The organism is Deltaproteobacteria bacterium, assembly GCA_016178705.1.
GTDB lineage: Bacteria > Desulfobacterota > Binatia > HRBIN30 > JACQVA1 > JACOST01.
In genome coordinates this window covers 324,796-345,031 of record JACOST010000014.1, presented here as the reverse complement: position 1 = coordinate 345,031, position 20,236 = coordinate 324,796, and the positions used below count along the sequence as shown (strand labels likewise).

12 protein-coding genes are annotated in these 20,236 nt (G+C 64.4%); 7 read left to right on the top strand and 5 right to left on the bottom strand.

Annotated elements, in window-relative coordinates; genetic code table 11:
* Positions 1-71: 71 nt before the first annotated feature.
* Positions 72-1,583: a sorbosone dehydrogenase family protein gene (locus HYR72_09625; protein ID MBI1815224.1), complete on the bottom strand. Its 1,512-nt coding sequence runs from the start codon at positions 1,581-1,583 to the stop codon at positions 72-74.
* Positions 1,584-1,690: 107 nt separating this feature from the next.
* On the opposite strand from HYR72_09625, the gene HYR72_09620 reads away from it, so the two are divergent.
* Positions 1,691-2,914, top strand: coding sequence for an MFS transporter (locus HYR72_09620; GenBank protein ID MBI1815223.1), 1,224 nt, complete (start codon positions 1,691-1,693; stop codon positions 2,912-2,914).
* 751 nt (positions 2,915-3,665) lie between these two features.
* Here HYR72_09620 and HYR72_09615 read toward each other — a convergent pair.
* Positions 3,666-4,895: a cytochrome P450 gene (locus HYR72_09615; GenBank protein ID MBI1815222.1), complete on the bottom strand. Its 1,230-nt coding sequence runs from the start codon at positions 4,893-4,895 to the stop codon at positions 3,666-3,668.
* A gap of 106 nt (positions 4,896-5,001) precedes the next feature.
* Positions 5,002-6,849, bottom strand: a complete 1,848-nt coding sequence (locus HYR72_09610) for a hypothetical protein (protein ID MBI1815221.1) — start codon at positions 6,847-6,849, stop codon at positions 5,002-5,004.
* 113 nt (positions 6,850-6,962) lie between these two features.
* On the opposite strand from HYR72_09610, the gene HYR72_09605 reads away from it, so the two are divergent.
* Positions 6,963-8,288, top strand: coding sequence for a 4-hydroxybutyrate CoA-transferase (locus HYR72_09605; protein MBI1815220.1), 1,326 nt, complete (start codon positions 6,963-6,965; stop codon positions 8,286-8,288).
* Positions 8,289-8,389: 101 nt separating this feature from the next.
* Here the strand turns inward: HYR72_09605 and HYR72_09600 are convergent, their stop codons facing one another.
* On the bottom strand, positions 8,390-9,577 hold the full coding sequence (locus HYR72_09600; GenBank protein ID MBI1815219.1) for an MFS transporter: 1,188 nt from the start codon (positions 9,575-9,577) through the stop codon (positions 8,390-8,392).
* 286 nt (positions 9,578-9,863) lie between these two features.
* Between HYR72_09600 and HYR72_09595 the strand changes: the two genes are divergently transcribed.
* Positions 9,864-10,346, top strand: coding sequence for a hypothetical protein (locus tag HYR72_09595; GenBank protein MBI1815218.1), 483 nt, complete (start codon positions 9,864-9,866; stop codon positions 10,344-10,346).
* 8 nt (positions 10,347-10,354) lie between these two features.
* Complete coding sequence (locus HYR72_09590) at positions 10,355-12,037, top strand: matrixin family metalloprotease (GenBank protein ID MBI1815217.1); 1,683 nt, start codon at positions 10,355-10,357, stop codon at positions 12,035-12,037.
* A gap of 35 nt (positions 12,038-12,072) precedes the next feature.
* Here the strand turns inward: HYR72_09590 and HYR72_09585 are convergent, their stop codons facing one another.
* The gene (locus HYR72_09585) at positions 12,073-13,548 is read right to left on the bottom strand and encodes an MmgE/PrpD family protein (protein MBI1815216.1); all 1,476 of its coding nucleotides are present in this window, start codon (positions 13,546-13,548) and stop codon (positions 12,073-12,075) included.
* Between the two features lie 404 nt (positions 13,549-13,952).
* Here HYR72_09585 and HYR72_09580 point away from each other — a divergent pair, with 404 nt between their 5' ends.
* From HYR72_09580 to HYR72_09570, 3 genes are read left to right on the top strand one after another with little or no spacing between them, the layout of a single operon-like run.
* Positions 13,953-15,395: a hypothetical protein gene (locus HYR72_09580; protein MBI1815215.1), complete on the top strand. Its 1,443-nt coding sequence runs from the start codon at positions 13,953-13,955 to the stop codon at positions 15,393-15,395.
* Between the two features lie 20 nt (positions 15,396-15,415).
* Positions 15,416-17,746, top strand: coding sequence for a VCBS repeat-containing protein (locus HYR72_09575; protein ID MBI1815214.1), 2,331 nt, complete (start codon positions 15,416-15,418; stop codon positions 17,744-17,746).
* Positions 17,746-20,148: a VCBS repeat-containing protein gene (locus tag HYR72_09570; protein ID MBI1815213.1), complete on the top strand. Its 2,403-nt coding sequence runs from the start codon at positions 17,746-17,748 to the stop codon at positions 20,146-20,148. Before HYR72_09575 ends, HYR72_09570 begins: the two co-directional genes overlap by 1 nt.
* Positions 20,149-20,236: the final 88 nt, after the last annotated feature.

Sequence of the window (20,236 nt, the reverse complement as noted above, 5' to 3'; positions counted from 1 at the left end):
GACTTTGATCGACTGAGCCAGGGAATTCATTCCCTGGCTCTGGCTCACGCTTGCGCGCCCCGACGGCCATTCTACGGATGTTCGATGAGCAGATAGATCGCTAAGTCGCGCCGCCCGGCGTCGGTGAAGGGGAACACCGGCATCGGCGGCTGCGGCGTGCGCAGGTAGTTCATCAGCGACTCGATCGTATACTTGCGGCTGAGGTTGGCCAGCGGACGATAGGTCTCTCCGGCCTTGCCCGCGACGTGACACGAATCGCAGCCGCTCGCGTCCCACAGGGCGCTCGCGTGTGAGGTCGCCCTGTCGCGTGTCGGTTGATCGATCCCAGCGAGTGGATCACCTGTGGGTGCAACGGCAACCGCCATCGTCGGTGCAGAGGCCGCGATCACGGTGCTACCGAATGCGATCCGATAGATCGAACCGGTGAAGTCGTCGGATACATAGAGGGCCCCGTCGGGGCCGACGGCTACATCGACCGGACGGCCGGACACGTCTTCGTTCCGCTCGAAGCCCGCCGCGAACGGCTCTTCGCTGATCGCGCCGTCGCCATCAAACAGCAGCGCCACGACTTGATAGCCGCTCTTGTGCGAACGGTTCCACGAGCCGTGCTCGGCGACGAACGCGGCGCCGCGATAGCGCTCGGGAAAGGTACTGCCGGTGTAGAAGGTCATGCCGAGCGGCGCGGTGTGCGCGCCGAAGCCGTGCGCCGGTGGAATCGACTTCGCGATCAGATCGTCGTGCCCCTTGCCATAGTCGGGATCGGGCACGCGATCGCCGTTGGCGTAGGGCCAACCGTAGAAGCCGCCCTCGACGATGCGATTGAACTCGCACGGCGGGAAATCATCGCCGAGCAAATCGCGGCCATTGTCGGTGGCGTAGAGCGCGCCGGTGCCGGGTTGCCAATCGAAGCCGACGGCATTGCGCAGACCGGTCGCGTAGATCTGCTCGCCGCTGCCGTCGAGGTGATAGCGCACAATTGCGGCGCGGCGCGGCTCCTCCTCGATGCAAACGTTGCAATCCGATCCGATCGACACGTACAGCCAGCCGTCGGGACCGATGCCCAGCGTCCGCGTGAAGTGATTGCCGCCGCCGGGGATACTTTTGATGATGCGCTCGGGTGCGCCGCTGATTTGGCGCGTAGCGGGATCGAAGCGTACGCGCAGCACCGCATCGGTCTCGGCGACGTAGAGCCAGCCGTCGTGCAGCGCCAGACCGTGCGGGCGGTTGAGGTTGTCGAGCAGGACGCGTTGCCCATCGGCGACACCGTCGTTGTTGGCATCATGTTCGAGCAAAAAGACCTTCCCGCCGCGCGACGTGCTGACCAGCAGGTCGCCGGCCGGGGTGAAGCGCAGCATCCGCGCGTTGTCGATGCCGGTGGCGAAGGTGTTGATCGCGAAGCCGGGCGGGAGTTGGATGCGGCTCTGCAGCGTGGCGGGCGCCATCGGCGCACCAGAGAAGCCGGGAAAATTGACGGTCAACCCATGCGGGAAGTACCAGACGAACGCGCCGCAGCCGATCGCGACCACGACCACGATGGTGATCAGCGCGACCTTGAGCAGTCGGCGCACGCTGGGGATTTGCATCGCGCCATTCATGCGCGATTGGCGTGATTGGATCAAGCGTGGAACGCTGAGATGAGACTCTACGTGGTCCGCTCGCGTGACGCGGGAGAATCGGTGATGATGCGGCGATGGCTCAACCGATGATGCAACCCGTCACGAGCGCGGCGTCTTCACGCGCACTCTATGGCTGGTTCATCGCCGGGGCGGCCGCCTGGTTCATGGCGTGGGGCATGCAGAACGTGTTGTTCTCGTGGCTGGTGGTGGGCGAGCTGCACGCCGATGCGCATTGGGTGGGGACCACGCAGACCTGCATGATGTTGCCGGGGCTGGTGCTGCTGCTCTTCGGTGGCGCGACCGCCGATCGCCACGATCGGCGCCGGCTGCTGCTGCGTGTGCATCTGCTAGCGGCGGTGCTGGCGCTCGCCCTCGCGTCGATCGTTGCTGCCGGCGGCCTCTCGTTCTCGGTCTTGATCGTCTACGCGCTGTGCGTCGGCAGTCTGCCGGCGTTCGCGCTGCCGGCGCGCGACTCGCTGCTGTCGGAAGTGGCGGGGAACAATCTGATGCGGGCCGTGACCGGTATGACGATGATCCAGTTCGTCGCGCAAGCACTTGGCGCGCTCGTTGGCGGTACCGCGCGCTGGTACGGCAGCGCGCCGGCGCTGGTGGTCCAGGCCGCGATCGTGCTGATCGGGCTGCTGCCGCTGTTGCAGTTGCCGGCTGCGGCAGCGTCGGCGGTGCGGCCGCCGGTCGCGACACTCCGCGAGATTCGCGAGGGACTGCGCGAGGTGTGGCATTCAGAGCGCCTGCGTCCGCCGGTGTTGCTGGTGGTCTGGAACGGGCTGTTATTCATCGGCCCGTTCTTCGTCGTCTTCCCGCTGCTGGTGCGCGATTTCTATCATGGCGACATCGGGCAACTTGGGTTGGTGAACATGACCTTCCCGCTCGGCACGATCGTCGGCTCGCTGACATTGCTGCTGCGCGGCGGAGTGCGCCACAAAGGTCGCGCCTTGCTGTGGTCGCTGTTCGGCGGCGGGCTCTGTTTGGCCGTGACGGCGATCGGGTTACCGTTCTGGGGATTCCTGATGGCGATCTTCGCGTGGGGCCTGTGCGGCGCGGTGGCGTTCAACACCAGCCGCACGCTGGTGCAAGAAGCCGCGCCCGCCAGCCACCGGGCGCGCGTGTTGTCGGTCTACCAACTCGGCTTCATGGGCACCGCGCCGCTCGGCGCGCTCGAATCGGGTTTCGCGGCCGATCTGTTCGGGCCACTCGTCGCGTGCGCGCTCTCCGGTGTCACGATGCTCGTTGTCGTGCTGATCGCGCGCAGCGTCTCGCGCATCCCCAATATGGAGTGAGATGGCGCCGGTTATGAGTAGCGAATCCAGTCTCGGTGCGCTGGATTCGTGCCCCCCCCCTACAGTAGGTGGATGGTTTGTCGCCGCACTCGCGTTTGGGGCGCCGGTACACTACCGATCTTCCCTATTGAGCACCCGCGGAATCCTCTCGCGTTCTACTTTCGGGTTCATCCACATGTGACGTTTGCAGTACCTTGATCCGGATTTCGTCTCCCACTTGGAGGCGACGATCGATCCACTCCAGAAGAACGTTCGCTCCGTCGGGATCGCGCACGAGGCCGCCGACGTTTAACGTAAGCTCCTGCTTCAACTTGCCATCAGTCCCACAGCCTGTATTCGCGTCTGAACATCTCCTCTCGGTCAACGTCGCCATCACCGACATAGCGCTTTGGTGTTCCACCCCCGCTGTGCAGAGTAGTTCACCATTGAGTTTCACCTCGAATGCCGTGACCGATCCATCTTCGTTCATGAGATTTCGTACCTTGCTAGTGTTCGAGACGCCGACACATCCGGCGGCGAGGAGCGCTGTCCCGATCAGCACGGTCCAAATACTCCAATTGCGCAGAGCCAGTGTCTTTATCGCTTCCCGCTCAATACGGCGCGGTAGTACTTTCCCATTTCCATGCTGAATTCGAATTGCAGGCGGGCAACAGTAACTGCCTCGAGCACCTGGCCTCACACCGGCAAGCCGTACTCTGTGCATGCCTAGTCACAAGAGAAGAGCGCATCACAGCGCGGCCGACCGTCAACATCATTGGCGAGAACGCGCTCGGAGCGCAATCGGCAGACGCCCAGGGACGCGGAACAGCGATGGGCCCCACTCGACGCGTTGCGAGAGCAAGCGCAAGCCGCGAAAGCGCTCGACCAATCCGCCGATGGCGACTTGCGCTTCGAGTCGTGCCAAGTGCGCGCCCAAACAAAAGTGCGCACCGCCACCGAAGGCGAGGTGTTCGTTAGGCGTCCGCTCGATGTCGAAGCGGTCGGGGTCCGGGAACTGTGCGGGATCACGATTGGCGGCGGCGATCATGGCGAAGACCCGGCTGTCCTTCGGGATCGTCTTGCCGCCCATCTCAACGTCCTCGTGGGTCACGCGCACGGTCAGCACGATCGGGCCGTCGTAACGCAAGCATTCCTCCACCGCGCTGGCGACTAGTTCGGGTCGCGCGTGCAGCTTGGCCAACTCGTCGGGGTGTTGGATCAACGCGCGCACGCCGTTGCCGATCAGTCCGATGGTGGTCTCGAAGCCGGCGATCAACAGCCCGATCGATTGCGCGATCAACTCGTCACCGCTCAGCCGATCGCCGGCTTCTTCGGCGCGGATCAGCTCGGAGAGAATGTCATCGGTGAGATTGCGACGGCGCGCCGCAATCAGGGTGATGAAGTATTCGCGCAGCGCGGTGGCGGCAGCGATCGCGCGATCGATCACATCAGGCGGCGCGAGGCCGGCGGCCAGGCTGTAGGTGGCCTGCCCAGTCCACACGGTGAAGCGATCGCGGTCGGCGAGCGGCACGCCCATCATCTCGCAGATGACCGTCGACGGAACCGGCAACGCCAAATCCGCGATCACGTCCATCTCGCCGCGCGCGGCCACGGCGTCGAGCTGGCGTGCGACGATCGCGCGCACCTGCGGGCGGAGGTTTTCGATCGCCCGCGGCGTGAAGGCGCGACTCATCAGCCGCCGCAAGCGCGTATGATCGGGCGGGTCCTGTTGCAAGATGAACTGTCCGGGTCCGCTGACGATGTTGATTGAAGGTCCCGGCAGATCCCCGGCCGTTGTGCGCACCCCCGCCGGCGCTTGGTGGAGCATCCGCCAGATGTCGTCGTAGCGCGTCAGGCGCCAGCCGACGGGCGTTTCATTGACCGGGTCGAGCGCGCGCAGCCGGTGCAAGCGAGGGTGAGGATCGTCGCGGAATTCGGGATCAAGCGGATTGCAGCCGAGCCAGGGATCGTCGGCCTCGGTGGTCGTTGCGTGCAACTCCATGGCGTCCTCCTCTGTTGCGGATGGACCGATGGTAGCTGGATGTCGGCGTTCCCGAAAGGACGTCGGCTACGTTCTCGCGACAACTCGGTTGAATCCTGCGGGCGAGTCAGTTCACCCTGTGGCGCATGATGGCGAGCAGTCGCTGCAGCATCAGTCCCGCTTCATCGTGGAGTTGTTCGAACCGCTCCGCCGTCCAGCCGTCTTGCGGCATAGGCTGCAGCGTGTCTGGGTCGGCGAACGTATAGTGGCGGACATCCTTCTCGACTGCCGCGCGTACGCTGGCGAGCCAGGCGTCGGCAGCGGCGGCGGCCGCCACGTCCTCCACGGTGCCGTCAGCACGCGCTTCGCGGGCGAGCCGGTCGATGGTCACTAGATACTTGGCGTCGTCGATCCCTTCGCGGCTCAACTCCCATTGGACGGTGGGAATCGGCTGGCCGTCAACGCCGAGAAAACCGTCCTTGACGTGCAGTGCGCCTTCGCCACGACCACCCAGGTTTTGGGGAAAGCGCTTCGGCTGCATCGGATAGGTCCACGGCAACATCGCCTGCACGTGATTCGCCCAGACGAAATAGCCAAAGAGAAAGCGAGTGAAGTAGGTACCGTTGCCCATCATCGTGGTGTTGGCATAGATCCCGAGCTTGGCGTGCGCCTGCTCCGCCATGGCGTACAGGGTGGGGTCGAACTTGCGGTAGGCGACGATCCACAAGTCCAGGTCGCCCATCGCCGCCCGTACCGACTCGGGCGTGCAGGTCAGCCCCGTTGCTGCCCCCGCCTCCTTCATTGCGTGTGTCAGATCGCGTGCGAGGCGTTGGCGCGTATCGGGCGCATCGCTCCACGAGATGCCGGTCCGCAAGCTCGGCTCCTCCACCGGAATGAACACGATGCCTGGCAGCCGCTCTTCGCGAAATCGTTGCGTGTAGTAGGTCGCGATCGCCCGGGCCATCGACCCGTGGCGCACCGCATCGTATCGCCGGTAGTTCTCCGCGCGATCGAGCTTGTTGGTTTTCAGCAGATTCACCGGCGCGTAAATCATCGGTTGCATGAAATCGTAGCGGTGGTAGAGCCGCATCGCGAGTTCGAGATCTTGCAAGTACGGATGCCCGTCACGCTCCTCGTACGCCTTTCCGGACCACAGACTGACCGAGCTCATCCCATGCGCCCGCTGGTCGCGAAAGATGATGTCGGCGTGCTGCGCGATCGTCGCGGCACGCGCGGGCCGTACCTGTGCGATCGCCCGTAGCGTGTTGAGCGACGCGGTGCCGTAGAGAATGTCCGGCTCATCGAGCGTGATGGGGATGACCTCGACGCTCAGCGAGATCTCGGCGCCACCACCGCCGTGTTGGAACGTCGCTGTCCCGCGATAGTGGCCGCCAGGTTGATCTGCCGGCACATGGACGGTGATCCAGTAGGGTCGCGTATGTCCTTCCGCTATGTCGATCGGGGCCGCCACTTCGAGTGTCTTCGGAACAACGGCGAAGAGATCTGGGCGCTCCTGGGCGAGTTGCGCGCCGTAGTAACGCACCATCCGGACCACGACCTGCGATGCCGGCAGCACGTGGCCGTCGTCGTCACGCAAATCCGAAACCCCCACCTCCATCTTCGACAGCGAGCGTAGCGCATGGACGGCAACTTGGACCGGTTCGTATTCGTCGCGCGTTACTTGGAGCGACAGTGTCGAGTCGACGTTCTCCCGACGCGGCACGGACCTCTCGTACACCGGTTCGAGCGTCGGGCGTTGAAAGGCGACGAAGCCGCTCCGCTCTTCATCGGCGTTCGCGCGGAACGGTTGGACGGGCTCTGGATCGTGCCATGCGATCCATGTCGTTCGCGGCAATTGCACGCGCCGATACCAACGCAGCGCCGTGCGCCGCTCACGCCACAGGATCACGCCCCCCGCCGCAACCACCGCGGCTAGGACCATGACCCAGAGCGCACGATGATGAGAGAAGTTCACTTGCTGCCGCATCGGTACGACTGTGCCGGTGGATGTGATAGGCGCGATATCGTCGGCGTGCAACTCGCGGTGACGGCTTGAATCGCCGGCCCAGTTCGCCTACGTGTGCAGCGATGAGCCACGCAATCGACGCGAAGAGGATTTCTCCGGAAGCCGCCGCCGCGCTGGTTAAGTCAGGCAACTGGGTCGACTACGGATTCTGGATGGGTCAGCCCGATCTGTTCGATCAAGCGCTGGCCGAGCGCGCGCCTGAGCTGCGCGGTGTGAAGATCCGCACGGCATTCAGTATGCGGCCGCGGGCCGTGCTCGATGTTGATCTTACCGGCGAGCACTTTCTCTGGTTCAACTGGCACTTCTCGGGTTATGACCGCAAACAGCATGACGCCGGCCGTTGCAATTACATCCCGATGAATTTTGGCGAAGCGCCGGACTACTATCGACGCTTCATCGATCCGATCGACGTCGTCTGCCTCAAGACCACGCCGATGGATGCCAACGGATATTTCAATTTCGGCGGCGCGGTGTCGTATCACAAGGCGATCACCGAGCGCGCGAAAATCCTCATCATCGAGACCTGCGAAGCGATGCCGTACGTCTACGGCGCCGAGGAAGGGGTGCACATCGACGATGTGCACTACGTGATCGAAGGCAACCCGCATCCGATTCCCGAGCTGCCCAACGCGCCGACCACCGAAGTCGATCGCAAGGTGGGCGCGCTGATCGCGGCAGAGGTGGAACACGGCGCGTGCTTGCAGATCGGCATCGGCGGCATGCCCAACGCCGTCTGCGCATCATTGAAGGAAGCGGGCGTGCGCGACATGGGCATTCACACCGAAATGCTGGTCGACGGCATGATCGACCTCTACGAAGCCGGACTGGTCACTGGCGCGCGCAAGCAGACGCAGCGCGAGCAGATGGTGTTCACGTTCGCGGCCGGGTCGCGTAAGCAGTACGACTTCATTCACCGCAATCCCGCTGCGCAAAGCTATCCAGTCGATCAAACCAATCTGCCGCAGAACATCATGCGCAACGACAAAGTCGTCTCGATCAACAACACGACGCAGATCGACTTGCAGGGCCAGGCCGCGTCGGAGTCCGACGGTTATCGCCACCTCACCGGCACCGGCGGGCAATTGCAGTTCGTGCGCGGTGCCTATCAATCGCACGGCGGCAAGTCGTTCATGTGTCTGTCGTCGGTGTACGAACGCCACGGCAAGCGCGCCAGCCGCATCGTGCCAGCGCTGACACCGGGTAACATCGTCACCACGCCGCGCACCGACGTGATGTACGTCGTCACCGAGTACGGCATCGTCAACCTCAAGGCCAAGTCGGTCGCCGAGCGCGCCAAGGCGCTGATCTCGATCGCCCATCCCGACTTCCGCGAGTCGCTCGAACGCGAGGCGCGCGAACGCAACATCATTCCGAAGGGGGTGTGGTGAAGCGTGAGTCGTGACTCGTGAGTCGTGAATCGTGAATGGTTGGAGGCCGATCGGCACAACTCTCGGACTTCCTTCCCGAGTCACGATTCACGAATCCCGAGTCACGACCGCAGCCGCCGCGCGAATCCGTTGAGCAACAAGAGCAACGTCGCGGACACAAAGAACACGGCGCGCAAGCCGGCGTGGGCGGCGACGAAGCCGCCGCTGATCGGCCCGAGCAGGTTACCGATCATGATGGCGCTGGAACTCAGTCCCATCATCGCGCCGCGGCGTTCCGCCGGACTGCCGGCGGTGATGACGCCCAGCAGTGCGGGCAGAATGCCGGCGACGAACGCGCCGTAGGCGAGGCGTAACACGAACAGTTGCGCGACCCCGGTCACCATCCCCTGAAGGAAGAGCAGCAGCGCGGAGCCAAGCAGCGCCACCGTCAACGCGCCGTGAAAGCCGCGGCGATCGCCGCGGCGTCCCCACCACGGCGCGGCGATCAGCGCGGTGATGCCGGTGGCGGCGAACAGCGCACCGGTGGTCGTGGAGAGGAGCCGCCCCTCGACCCCGAGGCGTTCGACGAACAAGACGAACACGGGTTGGAGCATGGTCACCAACATTTGCGAGGCGCCGAGCGCCAGTAGCGCCTGCCGCAGATCGGGGCGCTGCCACGCCAGAGTAATGTTGTCGCGTACGCGCACGTGCGCCACCACGGGCGACCCGTGCTGCCGCGGCTCTATCAACGTCAGCGCCGCCACCAACCCGCCAACCGCCGTCAATGCGGCGACGACAAAGAAGATCGCCCGATAGCCAATCAGATCGGCCAGCGCCCCGCCGAGCAACGGGCCGAGTAGTCCGGACGCGGGAATCACCGACTGCAATAGGCCGAGTGCGTAGCCGCGATGCTCGTCGGGCGCGGTGACAGACATCAATGCCATGCCGGCGGCGAGAAATCCCGACACGCTACCGAGCGCCAATCGCCACATGAACAGTGACACGACGCTGGTCGATAGTGCCGCGCCGATGTAGCAGATCGAGCTGCCGAAGAGTGCGCGCACCACCATCAGCTTCTGTCCGTGGCGATCGCCGAGTGCGCCCCAAATTGGCGTGGCGAGAAACGACACCATGAACGGCGCCGACAGCACCAGGCCGCTCCAGCGCGTCACGTCAGCTTCATCGGTGATGCCGAGCTGGCGGACGTAGAGCGGAATGAACGGGAGAATCAACGAGAGTCCGGTGAACGCCGCGAACTCGATTGCCCACAGCACGTACAGATTGCGTCGCCACGATTCCCGAGCCGCCACGAAACCCCTCTCGCAAGTGCTGCAGAGCCCGGTCGTGCTTAACAAGCGTCGTCGGCTACGGCAATGCAACGGTGGGCGGGCGCACGTGGTGCACCGACTGTTGCGCGCGACGCGCGCAGCAATGGGCCGTCATGCCGGCGAAAGCCGGTATCCAGGCAGGGCGTGGGGTGCGATCCTGGATTCCGGCTTGCGCCGGAATGACGACTGGAGAGGGCGCGGAACCGCGTATGGACATCGTCAATATTTCTCCTGTTCGATCGAGGGTAGGCTGTGCTATCGAAGATCCATGCTGCGGTTTCGACCATGGGTGCTGGTAGTGCTGGTGCTGATTCTCGGCGCCGTTGCACGCGCCGAGCAGTTCAGTGACCGCGCCGCGCTGCAAGCGCTGGTACGCAGCGCCGACGCAGTCGCGCTCAGTCGATGTGACCGCGGAGTGAGCAGTTGGAGTGGCGATCCACCGATCATCGTGACCCGGCAGCAATGCCGTGTCGTGCGCGCGTTCAAGGGTCAACCGGCGGAGCAGATCAGCGTGCAGACGCTCGGTGGGCAGGTTGGCGACGTCAGCATGAGCGCGTCGGCGGGGGCAGCCATCGCACCCGACACCGACGCGGTGCTGCTGCTGCGCCGCAGCGAGTTCGGCGCGTACTATGTGGTCAACGGCGGCGCGGCCGGCGCACTGTCCGTCGCGGGGGGCTACACGGCCCCGACCGTCGATGGCCGCTCGTTCGACGACTTCGCGCGCTGGGTCGAAGAGGTCGGCACACCATGATTCGTGCGATGACGCGCGCTGGTTGGTTCGCACCATCAACACGACGCATGTTGATCGCGTTGCTCGCGACCGCGGCGATGGCTGGTGACGCGCAGGCGTACGTCTTGATTCGCGTGACAGCGACCAGCCCGCCGCAACATTGGCCCAGCGCTGCTCAGCCGGTGCTGATGCAGCTGAACGACCAAATCGGTCCGGCGCTCCCGAACGTCGCCGCCGGCAGTGATCCGCGCGCCGCGGTGACGCGCGCGCTCGGCAAGTGGCCGGCGGCGTCGGCGTTTCGTTTCGCGGAAGGCAGCACTGCGGTCACGTCCGCAGGGGCCGACGGTATCAATCTCATCTCATTCGCCGACACGCCGGCGAATCGGCAGGCCTTCGAGATGGCCGGCGGCAATGGGGTGGTCGGCCTGACCCTCAGTTTCTTTCGCGCCGGGGGGGAGATCACCGAAGCCGATGTGATCTTCAATCCGGCGCTGCAGTTCAGCACGACGGTGGACACCGACACGGCGCTGCGTGCGGCGAGTCAGTTTGACGTGGAAGCGGTGGCGACGCACGAGTTGGGGCATGTCATCGGGCTGCATCACAGCGGCGTCGAGTCGGCCACGATGTGGTCGCTCACCTCGGTGCTGCAGCGGCAACTCGACAGTGACGACATCGCCGGCGCGCGCGTGCTGTACCCGAATGACGGCGCGTCGGGCCGCATCGCCGGGCGGGTGACGGTGAACGGTGGCTCGGCGTTCGGTGCGCAGGTCGTCGCGGTGGATCAACGCGGTGTTGTTGTCGCGAGCGCGCTGACCTTGCCCGACGGCACCTACGCGATCGAGCAGCTGGCGCCGAGCACCTACGACGTGTACGTCGAGCCGCTCGATGGTCCGCACAGCTCCGTGCCCAACGTTCCGTGCATACGAGTCGGCAATCTCAGCGGCGGCGGTATCTACAGTGGCGCGACACTGACCACCGATTTTCCGACGCGGTTCACCGACAACCTGGTAGTGAGTGCCGGCGCCACGGCGGCGCTCGACTTCGCGCTTCCCTCAGGCGCGCCGCCGGTGAATCCCGCCGAGATCGGTACCGCCACGATCGAGTCGGGCGGGTCGCTGATCGCCTCCATCGCGTCGCATCCGATCGCGGTCATGCCGGGCGACTCGTTGATCCTGGTGGTCGCCGGTACCAACCTCGATCAAGTGACAGCCGGCGACGTCGATTTGGGGCCGGACATCAGCCTGGATGCGGAGAGCTTTCAAATCGTGACGTTCAGTTGTAACAGCGCGCCGCTGCCGGCGTTCCTGGCCGGGATCACCGTGGCGCAGAGCGCCGCCGGCGGCGGACATTCAATCGTGCTACGCACGGGCAGCGAACGCGTGGTACTGACGGGTGCGTTGCGGGTGCAGACGCCGGAACTTCCCACCCCGACCCCGTCGGTGACACCGACGCCGACCGTCACGTCGACACTGACCGCGACGCCGACGCGGACTGCCACCCGAACCATCGGGCCGTCGTCGACGCCGGGCGCGTGCGTCGGCGATTGCGATGCGAGCGGCGACGTGACCGTCGACGAGCTGGTGCGCGGCGTCAACATCGCGCTGGGCATCGCACCGCTGAGCGACTGTCCGCTGTTCGATACCGACCACAGCGACGACGTCACGGTCGACGAGTTGGTGCGCGCAGTGAACGCGGCACTCAGCCAATGCTGAAACGCAATGAGCGGTGTTGGCGAGCGGATCGTCGTTCAAATCTTCTCTGAGCAGCACAACCGCACCAACTCGCGAACGCCGGAGGAGCTGGTGTCTTCGAGATGATGGATGAGGTCGATGGCCTTCTCCATCTTCTCCTTGCGCAGCGTGTAGCGGGTCTCGCGTCGGAACTTGTCCTCGACGGCCTTGCGGCGTTCATCGTAGGTGCGACCGGCGGCGCCGAACGGTACTTCTTGTTCGGCGTCGAACGAGCGGCCGTCTTCCATCTCGATGCGGACACGGGCGCCGAACGACATGCGGAAATTGGTGAGGTCGGCGGTGCTCAGGTCGAGTTCGTACTGCTCGCCCTCCGGCGTGGTCGCGACCTTGAGCAACGAGCGGTCGCGCATGCGCTGAGTCATCACGTCGTCTTGGGTGAGGTGAACCTTGGCGGCGAGCTCCCACACCGCGGGATCCTTGATGCGTTCGCGGGTGAGTTGGCGCGGGCCGAGGTCTTTGTCGATCAGGGCGACCGCGGCGTTGTAGCCAACCGAGAAGTTGAGTGTCTGCGCCAGCGTCTCGGGGCCTTTCAGATGAGGGGCCGACAGCGCGTCCATGGCCAGTGTCAATGGCGTGGCCCCGATGTGAATTGCTTTGACTTTGCGCGCGTCGATTGGGTTCTGCCGCACCATCATGAGAATGCAGTCGACGAAGGTGTCGATGTACGCACAGCCGGGGTAGATCTTGTAACAGAGAGTGTCGGTGAGCCAGACGCGTCCGAAGCCTTGATACGCGCCCATCAACGGCGTGCGCGCGAAGACGCTGACGAAGCCCTGCGGATGCTCCAGGATGTCGGGGATGCCGCGCACACCGCTGGCGGCCAACTCCGCCGCCTGCACGCCGAGCGGCGCCGACATCGAAGCCAGCAGCACTTTCGCATCCGAGCCAAAGAAGCCCGGCGCCAGCGGGTAGGGTGGCTGCAGCAAGGCGATGCCGATGGCGCCGAGGATCTGCTCCTTGTCGAGTCCCATCAGTTTGCAGGTGGCGATGGCGCTGCCGACCACGTGATTGAACGTCCACAGCTGACCGTTGAGCGGACCGATGAGCACCGAGGCGCCGACGCGTCCCTCAACCTCGTTCGCCAATGCTTGCGCCAGCAGCAGGTCCTTACCGCTCACCCCAATCTTCTCCGCCACCGCCAGCGCGCTCAGCACCGCGGAGTGCCCCGTGTGGCCGGCGAACAGGTAGTCGTCGTAGTCGAGCGCCATACTCAAGGCGGCATTGCCGAAGATGGCGTGACCGACCGCGGCGCGCTCGCCCGACGGCATCAGCGTGGCCTCCTTGCCGTTGGCCCACTCCTTCACCGCACGGCTCACTAGGCGGCCGGCTTCGGAGAAGTGACCGGCGTGGACCGAGGCGATCACGCTGAGCAGTTGGTTCTTGCACTCCTCCACCACGCGGCGCGGCAGATCTTCGAACCGCGTCTGCGCAACCCATTCTGCCATGCGCGCGGTGGCGCCACTTCCATCCATCAATGATGCCTCCTGAGTATCAGTCGAGGTCGACTCTATACCGAATAACCGCCCCCCGACGCCAGCGCGCACGCCGAGGTCGGGTCTAAATTCAGGCGCTTCAAGGTGGCGCGGGCTTGCTGGAACACTCCTGCAACTTGCATGCACCACTGCAGATTGCATGAAGCAAGTCCCGCCATCTAGTTGTACGGCGATCGTCTTCGGCCGTTCTGGATGGCGGCATGATTGTCGCTGACAAGTGACTTGACCAATGGGCAAGCACGTGGTTCTGTGCGCCGAGAGTCGAACCGGAGGTAGGCAGGATGCGTCGAGTTGTAGCGATTCTCGCAATAGGAATCGCGCCAGTGTTGAGTGCAGCGATGATGGGCTGCGGGGGGTCGAGTTCGCCCGACACAAATCAGCAGGTGCGAAACGCTGCGGAGGTTCAAGGGCTCAAGGGCAATCCGACGCTGAAGCAGCCAGCTCTGACGACGTCGCAGCAAGAGATTATCCAGTTGCGCGTCGAACTCGGGCGCAACTTGTTCTTCGATCACGCCATGAGCGGCGTGCAGCACACCAGCTGCGGTACCTGTCATCACGCCGCCTTCCAGTTCTCCGATGCCCGCAACATCGCCCGCGGTACCTTTTGCGACCTCAACGCGACGGCCACGCAGATCACCTGCCACGATGCCCCGACGCCGGGGCAAGACGGGAACGTCGTTGGACCGGATCGCAAGTCACCGCTCAACAGCCGCAACTCGCCGCTGCTGATCAACAACGCGCTCTTTCCCGGCTTGATGTGGAACGGGCGGTTCCGTTTCGTCGACGAGAGCGGCACCGACGTCAACAAACTCGATGCGTCACTCGGATTCCAGTTCCCGGCCCCAGAGAAGCGCTTGAACGTGCGCTCGCTGCTGACGGGGCAAGCCCACATTCCGGTCACCGAGGCTGTCGAGATGACCGGTGACTTCCCGCACACCGGTCAACCGTTCGAGGATCCCGACGAGCGCAACCCAGAGGTCCGCCTTGGTATCGCCAATCGCATCAGCGATCTGGCCGGGTATCGGCCGCTGTTCGAAGAGGCGTACGCGCCCGGCACCCAGATCTTTCCCGGCGATCCGCAGGTTCGAGCTGGGGACGACATTCCCTACCTCGCGATCGCCGATGCGGCCGGACACTTCATGGAAACGCTGGTGTTCACCGATGCGCCGTGGGACCATTTTCTGAAGGGTGACGACCACGCCATCAGCGCGGCGGCCAAGCGCGGGGCACTGACCTTTCTGACGACCGGCAAGTGCTCGACGTGTCACGCGGGCGATCTCTTCAGCGATTTCGACAACTACAACATCGGCGTACCACAAGTTGGACCCGGCACCGCGCAGTCCGACCTCAGCGACCCGGCCTACCGCGGTCTGCGAACGTGGGATTTCGGTCTCGAAGAAATCAACGCGAGCAGCAACGACCGCTTCAAGTTCCGCACTCCGCCGCTTCGTGGTGTCGCTCTCAGCTCGCCGTACATGCACAACGGAGCGTACACCACGCTCGAGGACGCGATTCGCCATCACGCGGATCCCGAGGCGGCGTACGCCAACTACAACATCACGCAGATCGAGCCGGATATGCAGGCGGCCGACGGCTTGAAGCCGATGGGCCCCGTGTTCGATCGCCGCAATCCGGTGGTGCTTGGGCGAGGTGCGGGTCAACAACGCATCGATCTCACCGAGGCGCAGATCGCCGACCTCGTCGAGTTCCTCAAGAGTCTGACGGACCCGCTGATGAAGGATACGGCATCGCTCGCTCCCAAAACAGTTCCGAGTGGGTTGCCCGTCGATGTCGCGGGGCCGCGCCGGTTTCCCGTGTACGATTGATCCGTCGAGTCGCGTCCGCATTGACTGCCCTGGTTGGGGCGTTGAGCCTCGTCGGGACTGTTAGCGCACTAGCGACCGAGGTTCCGCCGGCGAGTTTTCGCACCGCAACGAACGTGCTCATCGGCGGTCTCCCCGCGGCCGTCACCGCTGCGGATCTCAACAACGATCACCACAGCGACATCGCGATCGCGAACTTCAGCACCAACTCGGCGACGGTGTTACTCGGTGATGGCACGGGCGCGTTGACCAAACTTGGCGACTTCCTCAGCGGCGGTCAGCCGCTTGGTGTTGCTGCCGGCTTGTTTGACGGCGACGTTAATCCGGATCTCATCCTGACGCAGCGAGAGTCCGACAGTATGTGGTTCTTGCGCGGCCGCGGCGATGGATCGTTTGATGCGCCGCGTGCCGTTGCGTCCGGACACGATCCATCAGCCGTTGTCGCCGTCGACTTCAACGGCGACGGCAAGCTCGATGCGGTACAGACTCTGTCATCAGAACTCGGCGGCCGCGTGAACGTGATCTATGGCAATGGTGACGGGACGTTCGCTCCGCCGGTCGGCGCCCGCACCTCCGGCGGCAGTCTCGCCGTGGCGATCGCCGATTTCAACGGCGATCGGTTGCTCGATGCGGCCGCCGCGAACGGCGCCAGTCGCAGCGTCTCGGTTTTGCTCGGACGCAGCGATGGTTCACTCGCACCGAAGATTGACTCGCCGGCCGGCAACGGCCCGGCCGCCATCGACGCGGGCGATGTGGACGAAGATGGCAACCCCGACGTGATCGTCGCCAATGCGACGGAAGACTCGATGAGCTTGTCGCTGGGGCTCGGTGACGGGAACCTGGGCTCGCCGCAGTTTTTCGCCGTCGGCCACGCGCCGTTCGGAATCGCGCTCGCCGACATGAACGGCGACGGCCATCTCGACGCCGTGGTGTCGAACAGCAAGAGTAGCAGCGTCAGTCTGTTCATCGGTGACGGGCATGGTGGCTTTCCGTCGGTGCGGCACTTCATCGCGGATGCGACGCCCGTGCGCTTGGTGGTCGCGGATCTCGACGAAGATGGTCTGCCTGATGTCGTGACGGTCAATGACGGCGTAGCGAAACCGACCGCCAGCATCTTGCTCAGCCACGGTGAGACACTCGAGGCGGTCGAGCAACTGCCGTCTACCACGGATGCCGGTGCCGTCGCCGTTGCCGACGTGGACAACGACGGGCTGGCGGACGTGGCGGTGACTCACGGCGTTGCGCGCGTCGTGGGTTTGTACCTCGCCCGCCCCAGCGGCGGTTTTGCCGCGCCGATTGCGCTTGATCCACACGGGCGCCCGATCAATGTGATCGTTGCCGATATCAACAACGATGGGTGGCCGGACGCAGTGACGGCGAATGACAGCAGCAAGGATCTGTCGCTCCTGCTCAACCACCGAGGTCTGTTTGCCGACGCGGTGTCAATCAACATCGGCGGGATCACGCCGGCCGCAGTCACTGCGGGCGACTTCGACGGCGACGGTGTACTCGATCTCGCGGTTTCGCAGCCCAGCGCGAACCGTATCGCTGTTCTGCGCGGCCGCGGCGACGGAACCTTCGATGCCTTTGCGACGACCGCGGTTCAGATGAACCCGACCGCGTTGATAAGCGCCGACTTCAACCATGACGGCGTTGATGATCTCGCGGTGATCAACAGTGGAACCGGCAGCGTGTCGATCCTGCTCGGCCAGCGCGGCGCCGGTTTGGCACCGATGACCGCCGTGCAGGTCGGCGATCAACCGGTAGCCGTCACCGTGCTGGATGCCAATGATGACGGACGCGACGATCTCGCCGTCGTCCTCGCCGGCGGGAGTCTGCGGCTGTTGCTCGGCGATGGACAGGGCGCGTTCGCTCCAGGGGTGCTGCTGCAAGCCGGCATGACGCTCACTGGTGTCGCGGCCCGCGACGTCAACGGAGATCAGCGCGCGGATTTGCTCGTAAGCGATAAGGACAGCCACGCGGTCTTGGTGTGGTTGAGTCATGGCGACGGAAGCTTCAGCGATGCCACGAGCATCCGCGTGTCGCCTGGCCCGCTCGGCGTCGCGGCGGCCGATTTTGACGGCGATGGCGACTATGATGTCGCGGCGAGCGGGACCCATCCGGCGGTGGCAACGAATCTGATCAACAGCGGCGTGCGCCGCGGCGATGGCAATGGTGACGGGCGTCTCGGAGCCGCCGACATGGTGGCCCTGGCGAGTATCGAAGGGATTGCGCGCGGCGTCCGCGTCGAGAAGACCAATCGCGCCGATCTCGATGCCAACGGTGACGGTCTCGTGAATACTCAGGACACGATTGCGACGACGCATCGAATCTTTGGACGAGGGAGTCAGTGATGCCGCGCAGGCATTCAAGCTGGCGCGTAGCGACAACCGTGGCGATGGTCCTGTTGTCGACCGTACCTGCTCTCGCGGCAGAGGTGAGCTTCCGCTCGGCATTGACGCAGCCGCTCAATGCCGAGCCCTCTACGATGGCGGTCGGCGATCTCAACAACGACCGCGCCCTCGACGTGGTAGTCGTCAATATCCTCGATCGCACGATCAGTGTGTTTCTGGGCTCACCCGCGGGTGGGCTCATCAGCATGGGTGACTTTCCCGCTGGCGGCACCGGGCATGGCATCGTCATCGTCGATCTTGATGGCGACACGATTCCGGACATCATCCTCAGCGAGGAAGAGTCGGAGCACCTGTGGTTCCTGCACGGTAACGGCGATGGTTCGGTGAGCGACCCGGTCCGGATCAATTCAGGGCACGACCCGCTCGGGCTGGCGGTAGGCGATCTCGATGGAGATGGCGTTGCCGATCTGGCGGTGGCGCTGTCCGACGAGGCCGGTGGGCGAATCAGTTTCTTACACGGCCACGCTGACGCGACATTTGATGCGCCACAGGTAATTGATCTCGATCGCGGGAGCACCGCCGTGATCATCGCCGACTTCAACGGCGATACGGCCAACGACATCGCGGTATCGAGCAACGACCCGGGCACGGTTTCGATTCTGCTCAACCAGGGGCACGGCAGTTTCGCAAACCCCGTCCGCTACCCGGTGAGCGCAGGTAGCGGGCCGTTGCAGCTCGGTGATGCCGACGAAGACGGCATCATGGATCTGATTGTAGGTAACACTGGCGATGACACCGTGGGAGTGCTGCGCGGCCGCGGCGATGGGACCTTTGAGACCGCGGTGCTGTTTCCGACTGGCGGCAGCGTGCTCGACGATCTCACCCTGGCCGATGTCAACGGCGATAACCATTTGGACGTCGTGACCGCCAATCGCCGCGCGCAGAGCGTGAGCGTGTTGCTGGGAGTTGGGGACGGAACGTTTGATCTGCCGCGCGGATTCATCAGCGACGTCAGCCCGGTCGCGGTTGCGGCGTTCGATCTCACTGGCGACGGTGTGCCTGACCTGCTCAGCGCCAACAGCGGCCCGGGCGGTGGCGATTTTCCCAGTTTTGCCGTGCTCCCTGGCGATGGTCACGGCAACTTCGCGGCTATCGAACAGTTGCCGGCTCCGCGCGCCAGTGCGGCGATGGTGATCGGTGATTTCAACGAGGACGCCTTGGCTGATGCCGTCGTCTCGTCGCCAGAAAAAAACGGCGTGACGTTCTTCTTCGGAGCCAGCGGTCAGCCACGGGCGTCGGAATTCATGGCGACGGACTCGACTCCCGGCGCGCTCGCGGCGGCTGATTTCGATGGCGACGATCATCTCGATCTGGTGAGCGCGAATACCACGCCCGACGTGTCGATTCTGTTCGGCACCGGTGGCGGGTTTGAAGCACCCGGTCATCTCGCGCTCGGGGCGGTAGCGAGCGCACTTGCGGTCGGTGATTTTGATCTCGATGGAGATCTGGATTTGGTTGTGACGGAGCCGGGTACGCCGCCGCAACTCGCGGTGGTCCGCAACAACGGCGATCGAACTTTTGTTGCGCTGGCGCCGATGCAATTGAGCGGGCGCCCCTCGGCGCTCGTCGTCGGGGATTTCGACGGCGACGGCCGATCCGACATTGCCGTTGGCGATCTGAGCAATGGTCGCGTGGCGCTGTTTAGTGGTACCGGCAACAACTCATTTGTGGCGCGCCAACCGATCGAGCTCGGCGCGAGCCCAGGCGCGTTGGTGGTGACCGATATCGACGTTGACGGCGACGATGATCTCGTTGTGCTGACGAGCGGTCAGTCCGGTCTCCGTGTGCTCACCAATGATGGCACGGGTCACTTCACCGTCGGTTCGCCTCGAAGTGTAGGCGCGTTGCCGAGCGCACTGATTGCCCGCGATCTCAATGGCGACGGTGCGCCCGATCTCTTGATCGCGGATCAAACCGGAGACAGCGTGACGGTGCTGGTCAACGCCGGCCACGGCTTTCTGCAAACCGGCCCCGCGCCGCTTGCCGCCGTGCGTCCCAGCACGATCGGTAGCGGCGACTTCGACGGCGACGGTCGGCCCGATTGCTTTGTGGCTGGCGTCACGGCGTGTCGGTTGACGAACTCGACTCCACAAGCGAGCGTGCGTCGCGGCGATGGCAACGGTGATGGTCGCATCAATGCCGCAGACCTCGTGGCGCTAGTCCGCGAGTTGAGCGACGGTGACGGGGTCCGCGCAGACGACGTGAGCCGCGGTACGTACGCCGGTGCTCCCGGGGTCGATGCTGATGGCGACGGCGTCATCACGCGCCGCGATGCTCGCGCGATCATCGCGCGCATGGTCAACCGTGTCGTGACGCCGGACGGCGCATCGTCGTCACCGTGAACCAGCGACCTGTCACTTCAGAGTTGACCTAGGCCTATCGTTTCCGTACCGTTCACCGCTATGGCGCATCGCAACAGCTTCCGTGCGC